This window comes from Enterobacter sp. DC4 (assembly GCF_000568095.1).
Classification (GTDB): domain Bacteria; phylum Pseudomonadota; class Gammaproteobacteria; order Enterobacterales; family Enterobacteriaceae; genus Enterobacter; species Enterobacter pseudoroggenkampii.
Window position 1 is genome coordinate 12,996 of the sequence record NZ_AZUB01000010.1, and the last position, 23,684, is coordinate 36,679.

22 protein-coding genes are annotated in these 23,684 nt (G+C 56.3%); 13 read left to right on the forward strand and 9 right to left on the reverse strand.

The genetic code is table 11. The features are described 5' to 3' along the window. Positions 1–4: 4 nt before the first annotated feature. Positions 5–307 (reverse strand): type II toxin-antitoxin system RelE/ParE family toxin, encoded by a 303-nt coding sequence (locus tag P349_RS03390; RefSeq protein ID WP_032650538.1) that lies wholly within the window; start codon positions 305–307, stop codon positions 5–7. Positions 308–504: 197 nt separating this feature from the next. Here P349_RS03390 and rluF point away from each other — a divergent pair, with 197 nt between their 5' ends. Continuing rightward, positions 505–1,377, forward strand: a complete 873-nt coding sequence (gene rluF, locus P349_RS03385; protein WP_032650541.1) for a 23S rRNA pseudouridine(2604) synthase RluF — start codon at positions 505–507, stop codon at positions 1,375–1,377. Here the strand turns inward: rluF and P349_RS03380 are convergent, their stop codons facing one another. The 3 genes from P349_RS03380 to lysC all read right to left on the reverse strand — a co-directional run bounded on the left by P349_RS03380 (position 1,378) and on the right by lysC (position 4,088). Next, the gene (locus tag P349_RS03380; RefSeq protein ID WP_023309994.1) at positions 1,378–1,650 is read right to left on the reverse strand and encodes a DUF3811 domain-containing protein; all 273 of its coding nucleotides are present in this window, start codon (positions 1,648–1,650) and stop codon (positions 1,378–1,380) included. It lies immediately after the preceding gene. Between the two features lie 50 nt (positions 1,651–1,700). Next, positions 1,701–2,645, reverse strand: a complete 945-nt coding sequence (gene panS / locus P349_RS03375) for a ketopantoate/pantoate/pantothenate transporter PanS (RefSeq protein ID WP_032650544.1) — start codon at positions 2,643–2,645, stop codon at positions 1,701–1,703. A 93-nt stretch (positions 2,646–2,738) separates the two neighbouring features. After that, a complete protein-coding gene (lysC, locus tag P349_RS03370; RefSeq protein WP_023334126.1) occupies positions 2,739–4,088 on the reverse strand; it encodes a lysine-sensitive aspartokinase 3 in 1,350 nt (449 codons plus the stop codon). 374 nt (positions 4,089–4,462) lie between these two features. Here lysC and pgi point away from each other — a divergent pair, with 374 nt between their 5' ends. The 6 genes from pgi to psiE all read left to right on the forward strand — a co-directional run bounded on the left by pgi (position 4,463) and on the right by psiE (position 10,858). Beyond that, positions 4,463–6,112 carry a glucose-6-phosphate isomerase gene (gene pgi, locus P349_RS03365; protein WP_032650546.1) on the forward strand — a complete coding sequence of 550 codons (1,650 nt, stop codon included), beginning with the start codon at positions 4,463–4,465 and terminating at the stop codon, positions 6,110–6,112. 367 nt (positions 6,113–6,479) lie between these two features. Continuing rightward, complete coding sequence (gene yjbE, locus P349_RS03360; protein WP_008503423.1) at positions 6,480–6,722, forward strand: exopolysaccharide production protein YjbE; 243 nt, start codon at positions 6,480–6,482, stop codon at positions 6,720–6,722. Between the two features lie 63 nt (positions 6,723–6,785). Beyond that, positions 6,786–7,424: a YjbF family lipoprotein gene (locus P349_RS03355; protein ID WP_024906676.1), complete on the forward strand. Its 639-nt coding sequence runs from the start codon at positions 6,786–6,788 to the stop codon at positions 7,422–7,424. Continuing rightward, positions 7,421–8,158 (forward strand): capsule biosynthesis GfcC family protein, encoded by a 738-nt coding sequence (locus P349_RS03350; protein ID WP_032650549.1) that lies wholly within the window; start codon positions 7,421–7,423, stop codon positions 8,156–8,158. The genes P349_RS03355 and P349_RS03350 overlap by 4 nt, the downstream gene beginning before the upstream one ends. Next, positions 8,158–10,254 carry a YjbH domain-containing protein gene (locus tag P349_RS03345; protein ID WP_032650551.1) on the forward strand — a complete coding sequence of 699 codons (2,097 nt, stop codon included), beginning with the start codon at positions 8,158–8,160 and terminating at the stop codon, positions 10,252–10,254. Before P349_RS03350 ends, P349_RS03345 begins: the two co-directional genes overlap by 1 nt. Before the next feature lie 193 nt (positions 10,255–10,447). Continuing rightward, the gene (gene psiE, locus P349_RS03340; protein WP_000202963.1) at positions 10,448–10,858 is read left to right on the forward strand and encodes a phosphate-starvation-inducible protein PsiE; all 411 of its coding nucleotides are present in this window, start codon (positions 10,448–10,450) and stop codon (positions 10,856–10,858) included. Positions 10,859–10,955: 97 nt separating this feature from the next. On the opposite strand, the gene malG is transcribed toward psiE, so the two are convergent. From malG to malE, 3 genes are all read right to left on the reverse strand, one after another. Next, entirely contained in the window at positions 10,956–11,846 is an 891-nt protein-coding gene (malG, locus tag P349_RS03335) for a maltose ABC transporter permease MalG (RefSeq protein WP_008500077.1), read from the reverse strand. Positions 11,847–11,860: 14 nt separating this feature from the next. After that, positions 11,861–13,405: a maltose ABC transporter permease MalF gene (gene malF / locus P349_RS03330; RefSeq protein ID WP_032650553.1), complete on the reverse strand. Its 1,545-nt coding sequence runs from the start codon at positions 13,403–13,405 to the stop codon at positions 11,861–11,863. A 120-nt stretch (positions 13,406–13,525) separates the two neighbouring features. Continuing rightward, positions 13,526–14,716: a maltose/maltodextrin ABC transporter substrate-binding protein MalE gene (gene malE, locus P349_RS03325; RefSeq protein WP_032645104.1), complete on the reverse strand. Its 1,191-nt coding sequence runs from the start codon at positions 14,714–14,716 to the stop codon at positions 13,526–13,528. Between the two features lie 370 nt (positions 14,717–15,086). Here malE and malK point away from each other — a divergent pair, with 370 nt between their 5' ends. The 5 genes from malK (at position 15,087) to ubiA (ending at position 20,231) form a co-directional block, all read left to right on the forward strand. Beyond that, positions 15,087–16,196 carry a maltose/maltodextrin ABC transporter ATP-binding protein MalK gene (gene malK / locus P349_RS03320; protein WP_032650555.1) on the forward strand — a complete coding sequence of 370 codons (1,110 nt, stop codon included), beginning with the start codon at positions 15,087–15,089 and terminating at the stop codon, positions 16,194–16,196. A 71-nt stretch (positions 16,197–16,267) separates the two neighbouring features. Next, a complete protein-coding gene (locus P349_RS03315) occupies positions 16,268–17,605 on the forward strand; it encodes a maltoporin (protein ID WP_073961651.1) in 1,338 nt (445 codons plus the stop codon). Positions 17,606–17,717: 112 nt separating this feature from the next. Then, on the forward strand, positions 17,718–18,671 hold the full coding sequence (malM, locus tag P349_RS03310; protein WP_032650557.1) for a maltose operon protein MalM: 954 nt from the start codon (positions 17,718–17,720) through the stop codon (positions 18,669–18,671). 180 nt (positions 18,672–18,851) lie between these two features. Beyond that, entirely contained in the window at positions 18,852–19,349 is a 498-nt protein-coding gene (gene ubiC, locus P349_RS03305) for a chorismate lyase (RefSeq protein ID WP_024906684.1), read from the forward strand. Between the two features lie 12 nt (positions 19,350–19,361). Further along, positions 19,362–20,231, forward strand: coding sequence for a 4-hydroxybenzoate octaprenyltransferase (gene ubiA, locus P349_RS03300; protein WP_032650559.1), 870 nt, complete (start codon positions 19,362–19,364; stop codon positions 20,229–20,231). A gap of 89 nt (positions 20,232–20,320) precedes the next feature. Here the strand turns inward: ubiA and zntA are convergent, their stop codons facing one another. Continuing rightward, a complete protein-coding gene (gene zntA / locus P349_RS03295; protein WP_032650561.1) occupies positions 20,321–22,492 on the reverse strand; it encodes a Zn(II)/Cd(II)/Pb(II) translocating P-type ATPase ZntA in 2,172 nt (723 codons plus the stop codon). 76 nt (positions 22,493–22,568) lie between these two features. Beyond that, entirely contained in the window at positions 22,569–23,195 is a 627-nt protein-coding gene (locus tag P349_RS03290) for a lysoplasmalogenase (RefSeq protein WP_032650563.1), read from the reverse strand. A gap of 129 nt (positions 23,196–23,324) precedes the next feature. Here P349_RS03290 and P349_RS03285 point away from each other — a divergent pair, with 129 nt between their 5' ends. Beyond that, on the forward strand, positions 23,325–23,684 hold the full coding sequence (locus P349_RS03285) for a DUF2500 domain-containing protein (RefSeq protein ID WP_032650566.1): 360 nt from the start codon (positions 23,325–23,327) through the stop codon (positions 23,682–23,684).

Genomic DNA, 23,684 nt, shown 5'->3' on the forward strand with positions numbered 1-23,684 from the left:
TCATTCACTCCGGCCATTGGGATACATTGCTCAGCATTTTTGCCATCAGTATGTCTCTGTCCTGGCTGCTTTTGTCACCACCACATAACAGCACGATGATGCAATTGCCCTGGTCTTTAAAATAGATTCTGTAGCCCGGACCAAAGTGGATCCTTAGCTCACTTATACCTTCTCCCACGGGTTTAATGTCGCCCGCTAAGCCATTTGCCAACCGAAAGAGGCGGGAAGCGATAATGGTCTTCGCTCGTCGATCTTTTAAATTTTGCTCCCAGCGTCGGAAGGATTCTGTCTGAACAATCTCCTTCATATTACTCCCTGTGATTTATAAACTACAAACACTTCTACATGGAGAGTAAAACTAAAAGGCTTGAACACATGGGTAAATGACAGGACGCAAAATCCTGAAAGCGTCTTGCAAACTTAAAAACCCGTCTCAGTTACCGTCGGCTAATCTTTTTTTCCAGCCCATACCTAAGGTATATTTCGCCCTTCACAGGAGAAACTATGCTGCCAACTCAATCAACCCGATTAAACAAATACATTAGCGAGAGCGGGATCTGCTCACGTCGCGAGGCTGATCGTTACATTGAACAAGGTAACGTGTTTCTTAACGGCAAACGCGCCACCATCGGCGATCAGGTGGTGCCTGGCGATGTGGTTAAAGTGAATGGTCAGCTCATCGAACCGCGTGATGCTGAAGACCTGGTGTTTATCGCGTTGAACAAACCGGTTGGGATTGTCAGCACCACGGAAGACGGTGAGCGGGACAACATCGTTGATTTCGTGAACCACAGCAGCCGTATCTTCCCGATTGGCCGTCTGGATAAAGACTCTCAGGGGCTGATTTTCCTCACCAACCACGGCGATCTGGTCAACAAGATCCTGCGTGCCGGTAACGATCACGAGAAAGAGTACATAGTGACGGTGAATAAGCCGGTCACGGACGACTTTATTCGCGGTATGGGCGCCGGTGTGCCGATCCTCGGTACCGTTACGAAAAAGTGTAAGGTGAAGAAAGAAGCACCGTTCGCGTTCCGTATTATCCTGGTGCAGGGCTTAAACCGCCAGATCCGCCGCATGTGCGAACATTTCGGTTATGAAGTGACGAAGCTTGAGCGCACGCGCATCATGAACGTCAGCCTGTCCGGCATTCCGCTGGGCGAATGGCGCGACTTAACGGACGACGAACTGATCGAGCTGTTCAAGCTTATCGAGAACTCCTCGTCCGAAGCGAAGCCGAAGGCCAAAGCAAAACCGAAAACCCAGACGATTAAGCGCCCGGTGGTGAAGGCGCCGCAGGCGGAAGAGAAAGGACGCGGCAAACCGGGTAACGGGAAGCGATTTACCCAGCCTGGCCGTAAAAAGAAAGGGCGCTGATTAGCGCCTTCCACGGGTAGACGTTGTGGCCGACCAGGAAAAGGTCGCCTCTGCATCGGGTTTATAAGCCTGCTCTTTTTTCAGCTTGCGGGCTTTTTTCGCCGCGGCGTCACGCTGCGCCATCAGCTTATCGATGTACTCTTTTTTCACCTGATTGGTTTCGGCGTTCGTCAGCGTGCGGCCATGTGCGATACGGGCGCGGTCGAGAAGCGTTTTCAGTTCGCGCTGCTCGGCTTCGGTCATGTCTTTCTGGGTCAAACGTGGTGTAGCCATTGCTGAAGCCTCCTGAGAGAGAGGCTTCAGTGTAAAGCAAGCTGAGTCAATTAACCCTGCTTCACCGCATCTTTTTTCGTTTGTTCATCAATCGGTTTGCCGGACCAGTAGCCCGCCAGCAGCGAGCCGGAGAGGTTGTGCCATACGGAGAACAGCGCACCCGGCAAGGCCGCCAGCGGTGAGAAGTAGATTTTACCAAGCGCCGCCGCCAGGCCGGAGTTCTGCATCCCTACCTCGATTGCCAGCGTGCGGCAGGTCGATTCGTCGAAGCCAAACAGTTTCCCTCCCCAGTAGCCGCCCAGCAGACCAATGGTGTTATGCAGCACCACCGCGACGATCACTACAAAGCCTACGGAAGCAATGTGTGAGGCGGAGCCCGCCACCACGGCGCTGATGATGGCCAGAATACAGATCATTGAAAATGCGGGCAGGTATGGCTCAACGGCCTTCACCACGCGCGGGAAAAGATGGTGAATAACCAGCCCCAGCGCTATCGGGATCACCACGATTTGCAGAATGCTCAGCAGCATGCCCATCACGTCCACCTGAATATGCGCATCCACGTACAGGCGGGTTAACAGCGGCGTGGCAATCACGCCCACCAGCGTAGAGACGGACGAGATAGTGACGGAGAGCGCCACGTCGCCTTTCGCCAGATAGATCATGACGTTGGACGCCGTGCCGCTGGCCACGCTGCCCACCAGCACCATCCCGGCGGAGAGGTCGGGCGGCATCTTAAAGGCCATCGCCAGCAGCCACGCCGCGAGCGGCATCACCAGGTAGTGCAGAAATATTCCTGCCGCGACGGGCGCAGGGCGAGACAGCACGCGTTTAAAGTCGTCGACTTTCAGATGCACGCCCATACCGAACATGATCAGCATCAGCAGCGTGGTGACCCACGGACCAATACCGGTGAACGTGGTGGGCGTGTAATACGCGAGTACGGAGAGCAGCAGTGCCCATAACGGGAACAGCCGCGTGATGGCGGATAACATAATGGTTTCCTTGCAGTATTGTCGTGTTGTTTAGTTATGAAAAAGCCGGGTCTGTGCCCGGCTTGTAGATATTGTTTATCGCGCTAACGAATTTTATTCAAACAAATTCTGATGAAGCTTCTGCACGACCTGCTCGGCCTGATCGGCAGGCACCAGGAAGCAGAGGTTATAGCTGGACGCGCCGTAGCAGATCATGCGGATGCTGAACGGGTCGAGCACGCCAAACACCTCTTTGCCCACGCCGCAGGCGCGCGACAGCTTGTTGCCAATGATGGCAACCAGCGCCAGATCTTCTTCCACTTCCACGCGGCACAGCTCGGACAGCTCAATCAGCAGAGACTGCGTCAGCAGGGTGTCGCCGGTGGAGGTAGAACCGGTGGTGTCCAGCGTCAGCGCAATGCTCACTTCAGAGGTGGTGATCAGATCCACGGAGATGTTGTGGCGTGCCAGAATGCCAAACACTTCCGCCAGGAAACCGCGGGAGTGCAGCATATTGTGGCTGTGGAGCGTCACCAGCGTCTGGCGACGACGCAGGGCCAGGGCGCGGAACAGAGGTGGGTTTTCCGTTTTCTTGCAGACCAGCGTCCCGCCCGCTTTCGGATCTTTACTGGAGCCGACGAAGACCGGAATATCGCTACGTACGGCAGGCAAAAGGGTTGCCGGATGCAGCACTTTCGCGCCGAAAGTGGCCATTTCCGCCGCTTCTTCAAACGCGATCACGTCAATACGTTTCGCCGCGGAAACGACGCGCGGGTCGGTGGTGTAAATGCCCGGAACGTCAGTCCAGATATCCACGCGCGTGGCATGCAGGGCTTCGCCCAGCAGCGCGGCGGTGTAGTCGCTGCCGCCACGGCCAAGCGTGGTGGTGCGGCCTTTCGCTTCGCTGCCGATAAAGCCCTGGGTGATCACGATACCGTCAGCCAGGCGTGGTGCCAGCTGCTGATTGGTCAGTTCGGCCAGTGCTTCAACGTCCGGCTCGGCGCGGCCAAAGCGGTCGCTGGTGCGCATCACTTTACGCACGTCAAACCACTGCGCCTGAATGTTACGCTCGCGCATGATCTCAACAAACAGCAGGGTGGACATCAGCTCGCCGTGGCTGACCAGCTCGTCGGTCAGGGCGGTGGAGGTGGCCAGCGAGGCGGCTTCTGCCAGGGTAGTGATATTTTCCAGCAGACGTTCCACTTCCTCGCGGATGACGTTCGGGTTCTGCAGACGCTCAAGAATGTCGAACTGAATTTTGCGCAGTGCATCCAGCTTCACGAAACGTTCTGTCGCTTCCAGTCCTTCAGACAGAGAAACCAGCAGGTTCGTCACGCCGGCAGATGCAGAAAGCACTACCAGGCGGGTATTCGGGTCGGCCAGCACCACATCGGCGCTGCGGTTCATGGCATCGTAATCGGCCACACTGGTGCCGCCAAACTTGGCGACCACAAAACTCGTCATAACAACCTCGTGTCAGGGAATGAATAAGCGACCTTGGCACAAGAGTGAAACGAAAACAGGTGCAGGCGCAAAATACGGCCCTATAAATAAAATGCGGGGGAGGTCCTGTCAATGCTGGGATTATGCGGATTTTTTATGGGGGGGTACCCCTGAGAAACAGGACTTATAACAGCGCCAGATTTTATGCTCCGTTTTAGGGCATTTTGACCGACATTTCGCCGCCCCGGGAGGGCGTTTCAGCAGCTATACTTTTCGGGTCTTTTCACCTGCGTTTGATGCAGGCCAGGGCAATGGCATAAAAACCATCACAATTTTTATTTGCAGGCGCTACAATCGACCGCAGTCACAATTCTCAAATCAGAAGAGTATTGCTAATGAAAAACATCAACCCAACGCAGACCGCTGCCTGGCAGGCACTCCAGAAACATTATGATGAAATGAAAGACGTCACCATCGCGGATCTGTTCGCGAAAGATGCCGATCGTTTCAACAAGTTCTCCGCGACCTTCGACGACCTGATGCTGGTGGATTTCTCCAAAAACCGCATTACCGAAGAGACGCTGGCAAAACTGCAGGATTTGGCGAAAGAGACTGAGCTTGCCGACGCCATCAAATCCATGTTCTCCGGTGAGAAGATCAACCGCACCGAAGACCGTGCCGTGCTGCACGTCGCTCTGCGTAACCGTAGCAATACGCCAATCATCGTTGACGGCAAAGACGTCATGCCGGAAGTGAACGCGGTGCTGGAAAAGATGAAAACTTTCTCCGAAGCGATCATCTCCGGCAACTGGAAAGGCTACACCGGCAAAGCGATCACTGACGTGGTTAACATCGGTATCGGCGGTTCTGACCTCGGTCCGTTCATGGTGACCGAAGCGCTGCGCCCGTACAAAAACCACCTCAATATGCACTTTGTGTCTAACGTCGATGGTACCCACATCGCCGAAGTGCTGAAGAACGTGAACCCGGAAACCACCCTGTTCCTGGTTGCGTCTAAAACCTTTACCACCCAGGAAACCATGACCAACGCTCACAGCGCGCGCGACTGGTTCCTGAAAACCGCGGGCGATAACAAGCACGTGGCGAAACACTTTGCGGCGCTGTCCACCAACGGTAAAGCGGTCAGCGAGTTCGGTATTGACACCGCGAACATGTTCGAGTTCTGGGACTGGGTTGGTGGCCGCTACTCCCTGTGGTCTGCGATCGGTCTGTCCATCATCCTGTCCGTGGGCTTCGACAACTTCGTTGAGCTGCTCTCCGGCGCGCACGCGATGGATAAACACTTTTCCACTACCGCACCAGAGAAAAACCTGCCGGTGCTGCTGGCGCTGATCGGTATCTGGTACAACAACTTCTTCGGCGCTGAAACCGAAGCGATCCTGCCGTACGACCAGTATATGCACCGCTTTGCGGCCTACTTCCAGCAGGGCAACATGGAATCCAACGGTAAATACGTTGACCGTAACGGCAACGCGGTGGATTACCAGACTGGCCCAATCATCTGGGGCGAGCCGGGCACCAACGGTCAGCATGCCTTCTACCAGCTGATTCACCAGGGCACCAAAATGGTACCGTGCGATTTCATCGCCCCGGCTATTACCCATAACCCGCTGTCCGATCACCATCCGAAGCTGCTGTCGAACTTCTTTGCGCAGACCGAAGCGCTGGCGTTCGGTAAATCCCGCGAGGTGGTTGAGCAGGAATACCGTGACCAGGGTAAAGATCCGGCAACGCTTGACCACGTGGTGCCGTTCAAGGTGTTCGAAGGCAACCGTCCAACCAACTCCATCCTGCTGCGCGAAATCACGCCGTTCAGCCTGGGTGCGCTGATCGCCCTTTATGAACATAAAATCTTCACGCAGGGCGCGATCCTGAACATCTTCACCTTTGACCAGTGGGGCGTTGAGCTGGGCAAACAGCTGGCAAACCGTATTCTGCCAGAGCTGGGTGATGATAAAGCAGTTGCCAGCCATGACAGCTCAACAAATGGTTTGATCAACCGTTATAAAGCATGGCGTGCGTAATTAAAACGTCATGAAAACGTGCCGGCGAAATGCCGGCATTTTTTTATCGGATAATTCCTGATGTCTGTTAGTTAACTCAAATTCTGGATCTGAGTTTAATCCGAAAAAGACGGTTAACCAGTTAATTGCTGCGGTTTATTTTAAGAAAATACGCAGTAGTCCATTAATGTATTTATATTATAAATTATTGATTTTTATAAATTATATATTTATGTCATTTGTCTTTCATTTCCATTTTAACCATTAGTCCGAAAACCCTCTCCCTATTTCCCCTTACGGCAAACCCACGGCAGTAGTTGTGTATACTCGATTCCGCCTGAAATTCTTTTCGGGCAAATCTCCATTCATTCATTGAAGGGAAATTGTTATGAAGAAAGTACTGTATGGCATTTTTGCCATATCTGCGCTTGCGGCGACATCTGTCTATGCAGCTCCGGTTCAGGTCGGGGAAGCGGCAGGTTCGGCTGCGACGTCTGCGTCTGCGGGAAGTTCTACCGCAGCCAGCGCCAGCACCGTAAGTTCAGCCGTGGGTGTCGCGCTGGCGGCAACCGGTGGCGGTGATGGCTCCAACACCGGAACCACGACCACCACGACAACCAGCACCCAGTAATAGCGGGTGTTTTAATCATAACCACACTTCGGTGTGGTTATTTCGCCCCTTCGGAGAAGAGTCGTGAAGCGACCTGCAATCATTCTGATTTGCCTGCTGCTGCAGGCGTGCTCGGCCACCACTAAAGGGCTGGGAAACTCACTGTGGGAAAGCCTGTTCGGCACACCGGGCGTGCATCTGACCGATGACGAACTTCAGAACATGCCCTATGCCAGTCAGTACATGCAGCTTAACGATGGCCCGCAACTGTTTGTGGTGCTCGCTTTCGATGAAAACGGGCAGCAGAAATGGGTGACGCAGGATCAGGCTACCATCGTGACGCAGCATGGCCGTATCGTGAAAACCCTTCTGGGCGGCGATAACCTGCTGGAGGTGAATAATATCGCCGACGACCCGCTGATCAAGCCGAACCAGATCGCCGACGGCGCAGGCTGGACGCGCACGATGGGCTGGACCGAACACAAGCAGGTGCGTTACGCCACGGCACGCTCGACCTTCCGCTGGGACGGCACGGACAGCGTGAAAGTCGGCAGCGACGAAACGCAGGTTCGCGTGCTGGATGAAGAGGTCACCACCGACCAGGCCACCTGGCACAACCGCTTCTGGATCGACGAGGAAGGGCAGATCCGTCAGTCCTTACAGTATCTCGGTGCCGGATTCTTCCCGGTCAAAACCACCCTGATCAAGGCGGCGAAATCATGAAAACGCTCATTCACGTTGCGCTTATCGCCAGTTTTGCCGCGCCGCTGGCATGGTCCGCCGGGACGGTAAAGGTCTACACGCCGGACAGTGAAAAACCCAAAACCTTAACCCACGCCGAGCATTTGCTCGATCTCGTCGGACAGCCAAGGCTCGCCAACAGCTGGTGGCCGGGCGCGGTCATCGCTGAACGGCAGAAGACCGCTGAAGCGGAACAACAGCACAAGGCGCTCCTTGCGAGGCTGACGGGACTCGCGGAGCAGGAAGATGGCGACGACGCGGCGGCCATTAACAGCGTCCGTCAGCAGCTGCAGGCGCTGAAGGTGACGGGCCGTCAGAACGTCAATCTTGACCCGGATGACGTGCGCGTCACGGAAAACGGCAACCCGACGCTGGAAGGAGACTATACACTCTGGCTGCCGGCGAAGCCGACGACGGTGACCGTGATGGGGCTTATCAGCAGCCCGGGTAAAAAGCCCTTTACCCCCGGTCGTGACGTGGCGAGCTACCTCGACGAGCAGAGCCTGCTGAGCGGTGCCGATAACAGCTACGCCTGGGTGGTTTACCCTGACGGCCACACGCAAAAAGCTCCCGTCGCTTACTGGAATAAACGGCATATCGAACCCATGCCGGGCAGCATTATTTTTGTCGGTTTTGCCGACCATTTCTGGACGAAGGCGTATGACGGGCTTAACGCCGATATCCTTCACTCCCTGATTCAGCGGATACCGGAATAATGAAAAGAGCTTATCTCTACAGCATGCTGGCGCTCTGCGTGAGTGCCGCCTGCCATGCAGAAACGTATCCGGCACCCATTGGCCCGTCTCAGTCAGACTTCGGCGGCGTCGGTTTACTGCAAACGCCCACCGCGCGTATGGCGCGCGAGGGGGAAATTAGCCTTAACTACCGTGATAACGACCAGTATCGCTACTACTCGGCGTCGGTGCAGCTGTTCCCGTGGCTTGAAACCACGCTGCGCTATACCGACGTGCGGACGAAACAATACAGCAGCGTCGAGGCGTTCTCAGGCGATCAGACCTACAAAGATAAAGCCTTCGACGTCAAGCTGCGCCTGTGGGAAGAGAGCTACTGGATGCCGCAGGTCTCAGTGGGTGCCAAAGATATCGGCGGTACCGGCCTGTTTGACGCGGAATACATCGTGGCCAGCAAGGCCTGGGGGCCGTTCGACTTCTCACTCGGGATGGGATGGGGCTATCTAGGCACCAGCGGCAACGTGAAAAACCCGTTTTGCTCCTACAGCGATAAATACTGCTATCGCGATAACAGCTACCAGAAAGCGGGCTCCATCAACGGCGACCAGATGTTCCACGGCCCGGCGTCGCTGTTTGGCGGTGTAGAGTATCAAACACCCTGGCAGCCATTACGCCTGAAGCTGGAGTATGAAGGGAATGACTACTCGCAGGACTTCGCCGGGAAGATTGAGCAGAAGAGCAAGTTTAACGTCGGCGCCATTTATCGCGTCACCGACTGGGCCGACGTTAACCTCAGCTACGAGCGCGGCAATACGGTGATGTTTGGCTTCACGCTACGCACCAACTTTAACGACATGCGGCCGCACTACAATGATAACGCGCGGCCTGCATACCAGCCGGAGCCGCAGGATGCGATTCTGCAGCACTCCGTGGTGGCAAACCAGCTGACGCTGCTGAAATACAATGCCGGTCTGGCGGATCCGAAAATTCAGGTGAAAGGCGATACGCTGTACGTCACCGGCGAGCAGGTGAAATACCGCGACTCGCGCGAAGGGATCGAACGCGCCAACCGGATCATCATGAACGATCTCCCGGACGGGATCCGCACGATCAGCGTGACGGAGAATCGTCTCAACCTGCCGCAGGTGACGACGGAAACGGACGTTGCCAGCCTTAAGCGCCACCTGGAAGGCGAACCGCTCGGGCATGAAACCGAGCTGGTGCAAAAACGCGTAGAGCCGATCGCGCCGGAGACCACCGAGCAGGGCTGGTATATCGACAAGTCGCGCTTCGATTTCCATATCGATCCGGTGCTGAACCAGTCCGTCGGCGGGCCGGAAAACTTCTACATGTATCAGCTGGGCGTCATGGCGACGGCGGATCTGTGGCTTACCGACCACCTGCTGACCACCGGCAGCCTGTTCGGCAACATCGCTAACAACTACGACAAGTTCAACTATACCAACCCGCCAAAAGACTCACAGCTGCCGCGCGTGCGTACCCGCGTGCGTGAGTACGTGCAGAACGATGCCTACGTGAATAACCTGCAGGCCAACTATTTCCAGTACTTCGGCAACGGCTTCTACGGCCAGGTGTACGGCGGGTATCTGGAAACCATGTACGGCGGCGCGGGGGCGGAAGTGCTTTATCGTCCTGTCGACAGCAACTGGGCGTTCGGGGTTGATGCCAACTACGTCAAGCAACGTGACTGGCGCAGCGCCCAGGACATGATGAAGTTCACCGACTACAGCGTCAAAACCGGTCACCTGACCGCCTACTGGACGCCGTCGTTCGCACCTGACGTGCTGGTGAAAGCCAGCGTCGGCCAGTACCTGGCGGGCGATAAGGGCGGCACGCTGGACATCTCCAAACACTTCGACAGCGGCGTCGTGGTGGGCGGCTACGCCACCATCACCAATGTCTCGCCGGACGAATATGGGGAAGGGGACTTCACCAAAGGGGTTTACGTGTCGATTCCGCTGGATCTGTTCTCGTCAGGCCCAACCCGCAGCCGCGCGGCCATCGGCTGGACGCCGCTGACGCGCGACGGGGGTCAGCAGCTTGGACGTAAATTCCAGCTGTACGACATGACCAGCGATAAGAACATTAACTTCCGCTGATGCCCCTCACCCTAACCCTCTCCCCAAAGGGGAGAGGGGATCGCTCGGCGCTGTCTTTTCCCCCTCGCCCCTTTGGGGAGAGGGCCGGGGTGAGGGGAATCCTCTCCGTTGCGCCAAACATAAACAAAAAATATAGATCTCCGTCACATTTTTGCGTTATACAGAAACCTCGCCCTGGAGAATGAGGTGCTGTATGACATCCCTGACTCGCCCGCGCGTTGAGTTTATCTCAACTATCCTCCAGACCGTGCTGAACCTCGGTCTGTTGAGCCTTGGCCTGATACTGGTCGTCTTTTTGGGTAAAGAGACGGTGCATCTGGCGGATGTACTGTTTGCCCCTGAACAAACCAGCAAATATGCGCTGGTGGAAGGCCTGGTGGTCTACTTTCTCTACTTTGAATTTATCGCCCTGATTGTGAAGTACTTTCAGTCCGGCTTTCACTTCCCGCTGCGTTATTTTGTCTACATTGGGATCACCGCGATTGTGCGGCTGATCATCGTCGATCATAAATCCCCGCTCGACGTGCTGATCTACTCGGCGGCGATCCTGCTGCTGGTGATCACCCTCTGGCTGTGTAACTCGAAGCGACTGAAGCGAGAATAAAAAAATGGCGGCCCGGAGGCCGCCTAACAACAGTCACAAGTTGGGTCAATACAATACGTCTAAAGTTGAGGGTTGCAGTGGCATAACAAAATGAAACTTAACCTTTCACACCGCCCGCCGTCAGGCCATTGACCAGCCAGCGCTGCGCCAGCAGGAACACCACGGTAATCGGGATGGCGGAAAGTACGGCCGCCGCGGCAAAGTCACCCCACAGGTAGTTTTGCGGATTGAGGTATTGCTGCATACCCACGGCCAGGGTGTAGCTGTTCACATCACGCAGTAACAGTGAGGCAACCGGTACTTCGGTGATCGCAGCGATAAACGACAGGATAAACACCACCGCCAGAATCGGCACCGACAGCGGCAGCAGCACCAGGCGGAACGCCTGCCACGGGGTTGCCCCATCCAGCGCGGCCGCTTCTTCCAGCGAGCCGTCGATGGTTTCGAAATAGCCTTTAATGGTCCATACATGCAGTGCGATACCGCCAAGGTAGGCGAAGATCACGCCGCCGTGGGTGTTCAGACCGATAAACGGAATGTACTGGCCCAGGCGGTCAAACAGGGCATACAGCGCCACCAGCGACAGCACCGCCGGGAACATCTGGAAAATCAGCATCCCTTTCAGCAGCGTCGCTTTGCCCGGGAAACGCATACGAGCAAAGGCGTAAGCGCAGGTGGTGGACAGCGCCACGATACCGATCGCGGTAATGCCTGCGATTTTCACCGAGTTCCACAGCCACAGCAGCACCGGGAACGGCGGCGGGGTGACGCGGCCATCCGCGTGCTCCACGCTGAAGCCCAGCGCGAGCTTCCAGTGCTCCCAGGAGATTTCGTCCGGGATCAGGCTCCCGGTGGCGAAGTTACCCGAACGCAGGGAGATGGCGATAACCATCAGCAGCGGGAACATGATCGCCGCGATGAAAATCAGCAGGCCTAAGTGCGTCGCCAGGAGGCGCAGCTTCTGAGATTTGGGTTGTACCATTGCCATGATCGATGCCCTCCTTAGTCAAATTTCATACGTGTGGCTTTCAGGTTCACAATCGCCAGTGCGCCTACCAGCAGGAAGATCAGGGTGGCAATCGCCGCCGCCAGACCGAAGTCTTGACCGCCGCCGCCTTCGAAGGCGATACGGTAGGTGTAGCTCACGAGCAGGTCGGTATAACCTGCCGGCGTCGTGGTGCCAAGGCGATCCGGACCGCCGTTGGTCAACAGCTGAATCAGCACGAAGTTGTTAAAGTTAAAGGCGAAGCTGGCAATCATCAGCGGGGTGAGCGGCTTGATGAGCAGCGGCAGCGTAATCTTAAAGAAGTTCTGGAACGGGCCCGCGCCGTCCATCGCCGAGGCTTCGTACAGATCGTCCGGGATAGCCTTCAGCAGGCCCATGCACAGGATCATCATGTACGGATAGCCCAGCCAGGTATTGACGATGATGATCATCGAGCGGGCGGTGGTTGGGTCGCTGAACCAGGCCGGTTTGATGCCAAACAGCGCGCTCAGCATCATGTTGATTTCACCGAAGCTCTGGTTAAACAGCCCTTTGAAAATCAGAATCGAGATAAACGACGGCACGGCATACGGCAGAATCAGCAGTACGCGGTAAATCGCTTTGCCCTTCAGGGATTCCCACTGGACGAGGCAGGCCAGCACCATACCCACGGCAACGGTCAGGATCACGGTCAGGACCGAGAAAACGACCGTCCAGACGAAGATGGCGAAGAACGGTTTCTGAATGCCTTCATCTGTAAACACGCGGGTAAAGTTGTCCCAGCCGATGGTGACGGTATAGCCCGGGCTGAGTTTGTCATCACCCCATTTGCCGTCGGCAGTAATGGACTGATAGAAACCAATGTCGTTGTTTGGACGATATTTTACGCCGCTCTGGTTATTGGTCAGCGTGCCGTCATCCGCCAGGGTATAGAGCGGTTGGGTGCCTGAGAACTGGCGCAGCGAGCTCATGATCACTTTGCTTTCGTCCGGCAGCACGGCGGTGAGCTGGGTCAGCGCCTGACGGTTCTGGGTAATGATGCGCAGGTTGGCACGTTCACCTTCCGGCAGGGCCTGTGCCTCTTTTAAGGCCAGCTTTTGCTCGCCGCCAAATTTGAACGCGTCGGAGACATAGTATTTGCTGCTTGCTTCATCAGTAAGCGCTAACTTCCACTCGTTTCCGACAGGATACAGGCCGAAGTTGAAGGTTTTACCCGCCTGATATGAGCGGTCCAGAAGCACCTGCTGCGCGCGTTCCTGCGCAAGCTGGTTGGTGCTGCTGTAGTTGGTAAACGCAATGGCGATGGTGCAAATCAGCGGGAACAGGACAAACAGCCCCATCCCGGCCACGCCCGGGTAGACATAGCGCCAGGCATAGGCTTTACGATTAGCGAAAATATACAGGCCAGCAGAGCTTAAAATCAGCGTCATGATGGCGAACAGATATTCCCCTTGTACGTACATTAAAACAACAAGGTAACCCACCAGCAGGCACAGCAGACCGATCGCTGACCACTTCAGCGCGTCGCTTTGCCACCAGCGTTTCTTTTTAATGACATCCATGGGGTTCTTCCTCTACAACGGTGGAAACTTATCGTCAGGTGGAGCTGCGCTTACCTGACCTACGGATCGTGCCGTAGTCGTAGGGCGGGTAAGCGCACGCGCCACCCGCCGTTTTTCTGCTTACTTAGTAATACGACCCTGAGCATCTTTCAGCGCGGCATCGACAGTCTGACGACCGCTTGCAGCGTTGATAACCGCGGTACGGGTGGCGTACCAGAATGCGGCCATCTGTGGGATGTTCGGCATGATTTCGCCTTTCTGGGCGTTATCCATGGTGGCCGCGATACGTGGGTCTTTCGCCAGATGATCCTGGAAGGATTTCAGCGCGACGGCGCCCAGCGGTTTGTCCTTGTTCACTTCATCCAGACCTTGATCGGTCAGCAGGTAGTTTTCCAGGAACTCTTTCGCCAGCTCTTTGTTCGGGCTGGCAGCGTTAATGCCCGCGCTCAGCACGCCAACGAACGGTTTAGACGGCTTGCCTTTGAAGGTTGGCAGCAGCGTCACGCCATAGTTGATTTTGCTCTTGTCGATGTTGGTCCATGCCCACGGACCGTTGATGGTCATCGCGGTTTCGCCTTTGTTGAACGCCGCTTCCGCGATGGAGTAGTCGGTATCCGCGTTCATGTGTTTGTTCTTGATCAGATCCACCAGGAAGGTCAGACCCGCTTTCGCGCCCGCGTTGTCCACGCCCACGTCTTTCACGTCATACTTGCCGTTTTCAAACTTGAACGCGTAACCGCCGTCGGCAGCAATCAGCGGCCAGGTGAAGTACGGCTCTTGCAGGTTGAACATCAGGGCGGATTTACCTTTCGCCTTCAGCTCTTTATCCAGTTTCGGGATCTCTTCCCAGGTCTTCGGCGGGTTTGGTACCAGGTCTTTGTTGTAAATCAGAGACAGGGCTTCAACCGCGATTGGGTAAGCGATCAGCTTGCCGTTATAGCGAACGGCGTCCCAGGTGAACGGGAACAGTTTGTCCTGGAAGGCTTTGTCTGGCGTCACTTCAGCCAGCAGGCCAGACTGCGCGTAACCCCCGAAACGGTCATGCGCCCAGAAGATGATGTCCGGGCCATCGCCGGTTGCCGCAACCTGCGGGAATTTCTCTTCCAGTTTGTCCGGGTGCTCTACGGTCACTTTGATGCCGGTATCTTTCTCGAATTTTTTGCCCACTTCGGCCAGGCCGTTATAGCCTTTGTCGCCGTTAATCCAGATAACCAGTTTGCCTTCTTCAATTTTGGCGAGCGCCGGTGCGGAAATCATCATTGCTGCGAGGGCGGACAATGCGAAAACGCGTGCGCCAGTCTTGATATTCATAGCTGCCATCCTTTTTGGTGATGTCTCGTGGTATGACTTCAGTGGTTCAACGTGTCTCAGTCTCCTTATTTGACATCCTCTTTCCATCCTCCCAACCCCTACGCCCCACCCCCCGTTTGTGTGATCTCTGTTGCATAAATTTAAGTTATGAGTGCTGGCGCACATAAAAACCCACCGAATTTTGCAGGCGGCTTCACGAATTTTGCCTCAGCCCTCCCGCAGCGGTCGCAGAGTCTGCTCCCTCATCCTCCCGCCTCCTCCCCCATAAAAAAGGCGGGGGGTGGAGGATTCGGGAAAGTAATGGATACCCCATAGTGAACTTATCTTGAATGTTTCTGTCGGTGACAGGTTGTAACGAAGGGAGAAGGGCATGGCGAGCGTACAGCTGCGTAATGTAACGAAAGCCTGGGGTGACGTTGTGGTGTCGAAAGACATCAATCTGGACATCAACGAAGGCGAATTCGTGGTGTTTGTTGGCCCATCAGGCTGTGGTAAATCTACTCTGCTGCGTATGATTGCCGGTCTTGAAACCATCACCAGCGGCGACCTGCTGATCGGTGATACCCGAATGAACGACATCCCGCCTGCCGAACGTGGCGTCGGTATGGTGTTCCAGTCTTATGCTCTCTATCCCCATCTTTCCGTTGCCGAGAACATGTCCTTTGGCCTGAAGCTGGCCGGCGCGAAGAAAGAGGTCATTAACCAGCGCGTGACGCAGGTGGCGGAAGTGTTACAGCTGGCGCACCTGCTGGAGCGTAAGCCGAAAGCGCTCTCCGGTGGCCAGCGTCAGCGTGTGGCGATTGGCCGTACCCTGGTGGCCGAACCGCGCGTGTTCCTGCTTGATGAACCCCTCTCTAACCTGGATGCCGCCCTGCGCGTCCAGATGCGTATTGAAATCTCCCGTCTGCACAAGCGTCTTGGCCGCACGATGATTTACGTCACCCACGATCAGGTGGAAGCGATGACCCTCGCCGACAAAATCGTGGTGCTGGATGCCGGCCGCGTGGCGCAGGTCGGCAAACCGCTGGAGCTGTATCACTACCCGGCAGACCGCTTTGTTGCGGGCTTCATTGGCTCGCCAAAGATGAACTTCCTGCCCGTCAAAGTGACCGCGACCGCGATTGAACAGGTCCAGGTGGAGCTGCCAAACCGCCAGCAGGTCTGGCTGCCGGTCGACAGCGCCAACGTACAGGTCGGGGCAAACATGTCCCTCGGTATTCGTCCTGAGCACCTGCTGCCGAGCCACATCGCCGATGTGACCCTGGAAGGTGACGTTCAGGTCGTCGAACAGCTTGGTCACGAAACACAGATTCATATCCAGATCCCCGCCATCCGTCAGAACCTGGTCTACCGCCAGAACGACGTGGTGTTGGTAGAAGAGGGTGCCAGATTCGCTATCGGCTTGCCGCCAGAGCGTTGCCATCTGTTCCGTGAGGATGGCACTGCATGTCGTCGGTTGCACAAAGAGCCAGGCGTTTAAGCAATCCCAAAAGAAGACACGAAACCGACAGGTGAAGTGTTCAAAGAAAAGCAATGATCTCAGGAGATAGAATGATGATTACTCTGCGCAAACTTCCTCTGGCAGTTGCCGTCGCAGCGGGCGTAATGTCTGCTCAGGCAATGGCCGTGGATTTCCATGGTTATGCTCGTTCCGGTATCGGCTGGACGGGGAGTGGCGGCGAACAACAGTGCTTCCAGGCAACCGGTGCTCAAAGTAAATACCGTCTGGGTAACGAATGTGAAACCTATGCGGAACTGAAGCTGGGCCAGGAAGTGTGGAAAGAAGGCGACAAGAGCTTCTACTTCGACACGAACGTCGCGTACTCCGTGGCGCAACAGAACGACTGGGAAGCCACTGACCCGGCGTTCCGTGAAGCCAACGTGCAGGGTAAAAACCTGATTGAGTGGCTACCAGGTTCTACCATCTGGGCCGGTAAGCGCTTCTATCAGCGTCATGACGTCCACATGATCGACTTCTACTACTGGGATATTTCAGGTCCTGGTGCGGGTCTGGAAAATATCGACGTCGGTTTCGGTAAACTCTCTCTGGCTGCGACCCGTTCTTCTGAAGCGGGCGGCTCTTCCTCTTTCGCCAGCAACAGCATTTATGATTACACCACCCGCACAGCGAACGATGTCTTTGACGTCCGTTTAGCTCAGATGGAAGTCAACCCTGGCGGTACGCTGGAACTGGGCGTTGACTACGGTCGTGCTAACCCACGTGATGATTACCATCTGATTGATGGCGCATCGAAAGATGGCTGGATGTTCACCGCTGAACACACGCAGAGCATGCTGAAAGGCTACAACAAGTTTGTTCTGCAATATGCTACTGACTCTATGACCTCTCAGGGTAAAGGGCTGTCGCAAGGTTCGAACATTGGTACCACTGACGATATCAATTATGGCATCAATAACAACGGTCACCTGTGGCGCGTACTTGACCACGGTGCGATCTCCCTGGGCGATAGCTGGGACCTGATGTATGTCGGTATGTACCAGGATATCAACTGGGATAATAACAACGGTACGAAATGGTGGACCGTGGGCGTTCGTCCTATGTACAAATGGACGCCTATCATGAGTACCCTGCTGGAAGTGGGTTACGACAACGTCAAATCCCAGGAAACTGGCGAAACAAACGACCAGTATAAAATCACCCTCGCCCAACAGTGGCAGGCTGGCGACAGCATCTGGTCACGTCCAGCAATCCGCGTGTTCGCAACCTATGCGAAGTGGGATGAAAAATGGGGTTATGCGCCAACGGGTAAAAACTCCGTTGCGGGTTACACCCCTGGTATGGCCTACAGCGATACCTCTGTGAAAAGCTTTAGCCGCGGTGACAGCGACGAGTGGTCCTTCGGCGCCCAGATGGAAATCTGGTGGTAATCCCGTCTTAACCTGACGTAATGACCAAACTGAGGGGCGCAAGCCCCTCAATCCTTGGGACGGCGCGCTATTGCCTGGCTACCGCTGACCTGTGCATTTTGAGGTGATAACAATGAAAATGAACAAAACTCTCCTTGCCCTTTGTTTATCCGCAGGGCTGCTTGCAAGCGCACCTGCTATTACGCTTGCAGAAGTCAATTTCGTCCCACAGAACACGACATCCGCGCCGAATATTCCGGCGGCAGCGTTACAGCAGTTAACCTGGACGCCAGTTGATCAATCCAAAACGCAGACTACCCAGCTTTCGACGGGTGGACAGCATCTGAATGTGCCTGGTATAACGGGTCCGGTAGCCGCGTATAGCGTGCCCGCTAATATCGGTGAGCTGGCCATTACCTTGACCAGTGAAGTCAATAAGCAGACGAGCGTATTTGCTCCAAACGTGCTCATTCTCGATCAGAACATGACGCCATCTGCGTTTTTCCCAAGTCAATATTTTACTTATCAGGAACCTGGCGTGATGAGTGCCGATCGTCTGGAAGGCGTCATGCGCCTTACGCCTGCGCTGGGTCAGCAAAAACTCTACGTGCTGGTCTTTACCACAGAGCAAGATCTCCAGAAGACTACTACGTTGCTCGATCCGGCTAAAGCCTACGCAAAAGGCACCGGTAACGCGATTCCTGATATTCCAGACCCGATTGCTCGTCACGTCACCGACGGAACGTTAAAGCTGAAGGTGAAAACGAACAGCAGTTCCAGCGTCCTGGTCGGCCCACTGTTTGGCTCCTCCGGTACCGGACCTGTCACCGTAGGCAACACCGCTGCGCCTGCCTATACCGCGCCAGCTGCCACGGCAGCCGCACCGGTAGCGACCGCAGCACCGGCCCCGACAAAGAAAGCGGAGCCGGTACTGAACGACACCGAAGAATACTTCAACAACGCCATTAAGCAGGCGGTGAAGCGCGGCGATGTCGATAAAGCGCTGAAATTGCTTGATGAAGCCGAACGTTTAGGTTCAACCACTGCCCGTTCCACCTTTATCAGCAGTGTAAAAGGCAAGGGGTAACCGTTTCCCCGCAGTGCTGATTTGTTAGTCGTTTGGTGCGCCTGAGTGGGCGCACTTTTTTTCGTCTCCGCCGGGCTGTTGCACTCTTGTTGCGATCGTGATCGTTAAATAACGTTTGGCCCCCCTCAATCCGTGTTTCTGCGATACAATGCCATTACGTTATGTATCGGAGAGTCTGGCATGTCACACCCTGCGCTAACGCAACTGCGTGCGCTGCGCTATTTCGACCAAATACCTGCGCTTGAACCGCAGCAGCTGGACTGGTTGCTGCTGGAAGATTCCATGACGAAACGTTTTGAGCAGCAGGGTAAAACGGTTACGGTGACCCTGATTCAGGAAGGGTTTGTCTCTGGCGATGAGATTGCCAGCGAGCTGCCGCTGCTGCCGCAAGAGCCACGTTACTGGCTGCGTGAAATTTTACTCTGTGCTGACGGTGAGCCGTGGCTTGCCGGGCGGACGGTGGTGCCCGAGTCCACCCTTTCCGGGCCCGAGCTGGCGCTGCAACGTCTGGGGAAAACGCCGCTGGGGCGTTACCTTTTCACCTCGTCTGAGCTTACCCGGGATTTTATTGAGATTGGTCGTGATGCCGAACTCTGGGGGCGTCGTTCCCGCCTTCGCCTGAGCGGTAAACCGTTAATTCTGACGGAGCTTTTTTTACCGGCATCACCGTTGTACTAAGAGGAAGAAAAAATGGAGTGGAGCCTGACGCAGAATAAGCTGCTGGCGTATCACCGCTTAATGCGTACCGATAAACCCATTGGCGCGTTACTGTTGCTGTGGCCGACCCTCTGGGCGCTGTGGCTCGCCACGCCTGGCGTGCCGCCGCTGTGGATCCTTGGCGTGTTCGTCGCCGGCGTCTGGCTGATGCGCGCGGCGGGCTGCGTGGTGAATGACTATGCCGATCGTAAATTCGACGGCCATGTAAAGCGTACTGCCGGTCGTCCGTTACCCAGCGGGCAGGTGACCGGGAAAGAAGCCCGCGTGCTGTTTATTGTTCTGGTGCTGCTCTCTTTCCTGCTGGTGTTAACCCTCAACACCATGACCATTCTGCTTTCCGTTGCGGCGCTGGCCCTGGCCTGGGTGTATCCGTTTATGAAGCGCTATACCCATCTGCCTCAGGTGGTGCTGGGGGCGGCGTTTGGCTGGTCGATTCCGATGGCGTTTGCGGCGGTTAGTGAGTCCTTACCGCTCAGCTGCTGGCTGATGTTCCTGGCGAACATTCTCTGGGCCGTGGCGTATGACACCCAGTACGCGATGGTTGACCGCGACGATGACCTGAAAATTGGCATCAAATCAACCGCCATCCTCTTTGGCCGTCAGGACAAGCTGATCATCGGTATCCTGCAGGTTGCGGTACTGGCGCTGATGGTGGCGATTGGTCGCCTGAACGGGCTGAACTGGGAGTTCTACTGGTCCGTGCTGGTGGCGGGACTGCTGTTTGCGTACCAGCAAAAGCTGATTGCGAAGCGCGAACGCGACGCCTGCTTCAAAGCGTTTATGAACAATAACTACGCCGGTCTGGTGCTGTTTTTAGGCCTGGCGATGAGCTACTTCATATAAAAAAAGCCGGGTGGCGGCTTCGCCTTACCCGGCCTACGATTTAGCAGGATATGTAGGCCCGGTAAGCGTCAGCGCCACCGGGCGTTTTTTTACCGGCGACGCAACAACCTGAGCGCGTTCGCCGTCACCAGCACCGTTGCCCCGGTATCCGCCAGCACCGCCAGCCACAGCCCGGTCATGCCCAGCAGCGTGGTCACCAGGAAAATCCCCTTCAACCCCAGCGCGATGCCGATGTTCTGACGGATATTGGCCCGCGTCGCGCGCGCCAGGCTAATCATCTGCGCCAGCCCGGTCAGACGGTTGTGGGTCAGCGCCGCGTCAGCCGTTTCCAGCGCCACGTCGGTCCCGCTGCCCATCGCAATACCGATGGTGGACGCTTTCATCGCCGGAGCATCGTTAATCCCGTCACCGACCATCGCCAGCGGCGTCTGAGCGTTCAGCTCCGTTACCGCGCTGACCTTATCCGCAGGCAGCAATCCGGCTTTAAACGCCAGCCCCAGCTCACCGGCAATTGCTGCCGCCGCGCGAGGGTTATCACCGGTGAGAATCACCCCCTGCACGCCCAGCTGATGTAGCGCCACCACAGCTTCTTTTGCGTCATCGCGGAGGGTGTCGCGCAGCGCCAGCATCCCTTTTGCGACGCCGTCCTGCATCACGCTCACAACAGTTTGTCCGGTTTGTTCTAACGCCTCCACCTCTGGAGTAGAAGACTTGCCAGCCGCGACAATCAGTACCTTTTTACCGTCAACGGTGGCCTCAATCCCTGACCCGACCAGCGCCCGCTGGGCGGTTGCCGGAGGGATGTTCAGCCCGCGCGACTGCGCTTCACGCACAATCGCCTGCGCCAGCGGGTGAGTGGAGCCCTGTTCAACGGCGGCGGCCAGGGTCAGCAGTTCATCTTCACCGATATCCTGCGGATATACGCCGGTCACCTGCGGTTTGCCCACGGTCAGCGTACCGGTTTTATCGAACGCGATTTGCTGAACCTGGCTCAGCTGCTCCAGCGCCGCGCCGCCCTTAATCAGCGCCCCGCGACGTGCCGCCGCCGCCAGCCCGGAGGTAATGGCCGCCGGGGTGGAAATCACCAGCGCGCACGGACAGCCGATCAGCAATAGCGTCAGCCCTTTATAAATCCAGCCCTCCCACGGCGCGCCAAAGAACAGCGGTGGGACGACGGTAACCAGCAGAGCCACCAGCATAATGGCGGGCGTGTAGATCCGGCTGAAGCGGTCAATAAAGCGTTCGACCGGCGCGCGGCGCTCTTCGGCCTCTTCAATCAGCTTCAGGATACGGTCGATGGCGCTGTCGCCCGGCTCGGAAAGCACGGTGAGCTGTACCAGACGGTCGACGCTGGTGGCACCCGCAGGCACTTTTTCACCCGCCTCACGTTCAACCGGAATGGACTCGCCGGTCAGGGCGCTTTCATCAAAGCTCGCGGTGGCGGTAAGCAGCGCACCGTCTGCAGGCAAGCGTCCGCCTGCCGCGACTTCAATCACGTCGCCCGGGCGCAGCGTATTGATGGCGACCGTTTCACGCGTGCCGTTTATCACGCGCGTGGCGGTTTCCGGCTTCAGCGCCATCAGCGCGCTGACCCCTTTACGCGCCCGGCTCGCTGCCCAGCCCTCAAGACGTTCGCCAATTAAGAACAGCAGCAGCACCATCGCCGCTTCTGCCGTTGCGCCAATAAACAGCGCGCCGATAGCCGCCACGCTCATCAGCGTTTCGATGGCAAACCAGCTGCCGCTTTTCATCAGGCGCAGCGCCTGACGGGCAATCGGGAACAGCCCGACCAGCGTGGTGGCGATAAACGCCAGGTTGCCGAACGGGTGGTTGAACTGTTCCAGCCCCCAGCTCAGGGCCATCATGATGATGAGGGTAATGAGCGGCAGGTTTTCTTGCAGGGAAGAGGCTTTTTCAGCGGGCGCCGTTTCGCTACGCAAGGTATAGCCCGCCTTGCTGACGGCGGCTTCCACCTGTTTGCTGACGTCGTTATCGGCGCTAACCAGCAGCTTTTCAGTGGCGAACAGCACCTGAACGTGACTCACGCCCGGCACTTGTTTGACGGCGTTTTCCACTTTGCGTGCGCAGGAGGCGCAGTCCATGCCGTTAACGACCCAGCTGTAGCGATTTCCGCTTTCCGGAAGGGGTTGAGTTTGCGTTTCGCACGCGCCTTCGCAGCAGCAGTCGTCTTTCGACGGAACCGGGCTGAGCTTAAGTGCCGAGAATTGTGGAACTTTTTTAGATGTTTCTGGAGTCGACATGGCAGTCTCCGGTAATGATAATTTTCTCATTAACCGCAGCATACACTCTGGAGTCGACTCCAGAGTCAAGACTTATTTAAATATACAGCGAACGCACGATCAGGAAGTGCCCGGCAAAGTAGCAGGCGGCGGCAATCGCGTTATCCGCACGGAAGCGGCGACGATAGTGGCTGCCCAGCCAGACGACATTCCCGATCAGCAGCAGCGCGGCACCGAAGAACGCGGACATCGCCGGAGCAGTCGGACGGAAGAACCACAGCTCGCCCGCCAGCCACACCATTACCAGGGTCATGGCGATAAACGTGCAGACCGGCAAACGCATCTCTTCCAGACGTGACCAGATCACCGCAATCAGCAGCGCGCCAATCACCAGCAGCACCAGCGGCAGCGGCCAGAAGAAGGAGAGCGTCATCTGGCTGGCAAAGTAGATGGTATACAGCAGATGCGACAGGAAGAACGCCCCAACGGCGTACAGCAGGCGCTGGCGCGGCAGCAGGGTTAAGGCATCGCCAATGAGGGAGGCGCACAGCCCGGCGAGCACCAGATAGCTGACGGCGTTAAACATCGGCGCTTGCCAGGCCAGCAGCAGCAGGAGCAACAGCGTGACCGGTTTAAACAACCAGCGCTGCCAGATGGGACCGCGGTACGACGCATCGACATAAAGCCATGCGGAAAAACAGACAGCGATAAATGACCAAAGCATATTAACTCCCTGTATCTGTTAAGTCTGAATAATCAGTTTCTGATCCAGTGTAGTGACGCGGGCGGGCGTTTGGCAATGGCGGGGAAGGCAGGGTATCCTGAATTCCGCATAATCTGATGGGATTGTAGAATGAGCAAGATGCCGCTGTTTTTCATTATCGTGGTGGCGATTATCGTCATTGCCGCCTCGTTCCGCTTCGTACAGCAGCGCCGCGAGAAGGCGGATAACGATGCCGCACCCCTGATGCAAAAGCGCGTGGTGGTGACCAACAAACGCGAGAAACCGCTCAATGACCGCCGCTCACGCCAGCAGCAGGTGACCCCTGCGGGCACAACAATGCGCTATGAAGCGAGCTTTAAGCCGGAAACGGGCGGCCTGGAGATGACCTTCCGCCTGGAGGCGCAGCAGTACCATCAGCTGACGGTGGGAGAGAAAGGAATGCTGAGCTACAAAGGGTCGCGATTTGAAGGGTTTGCACCGGAGCGGTAA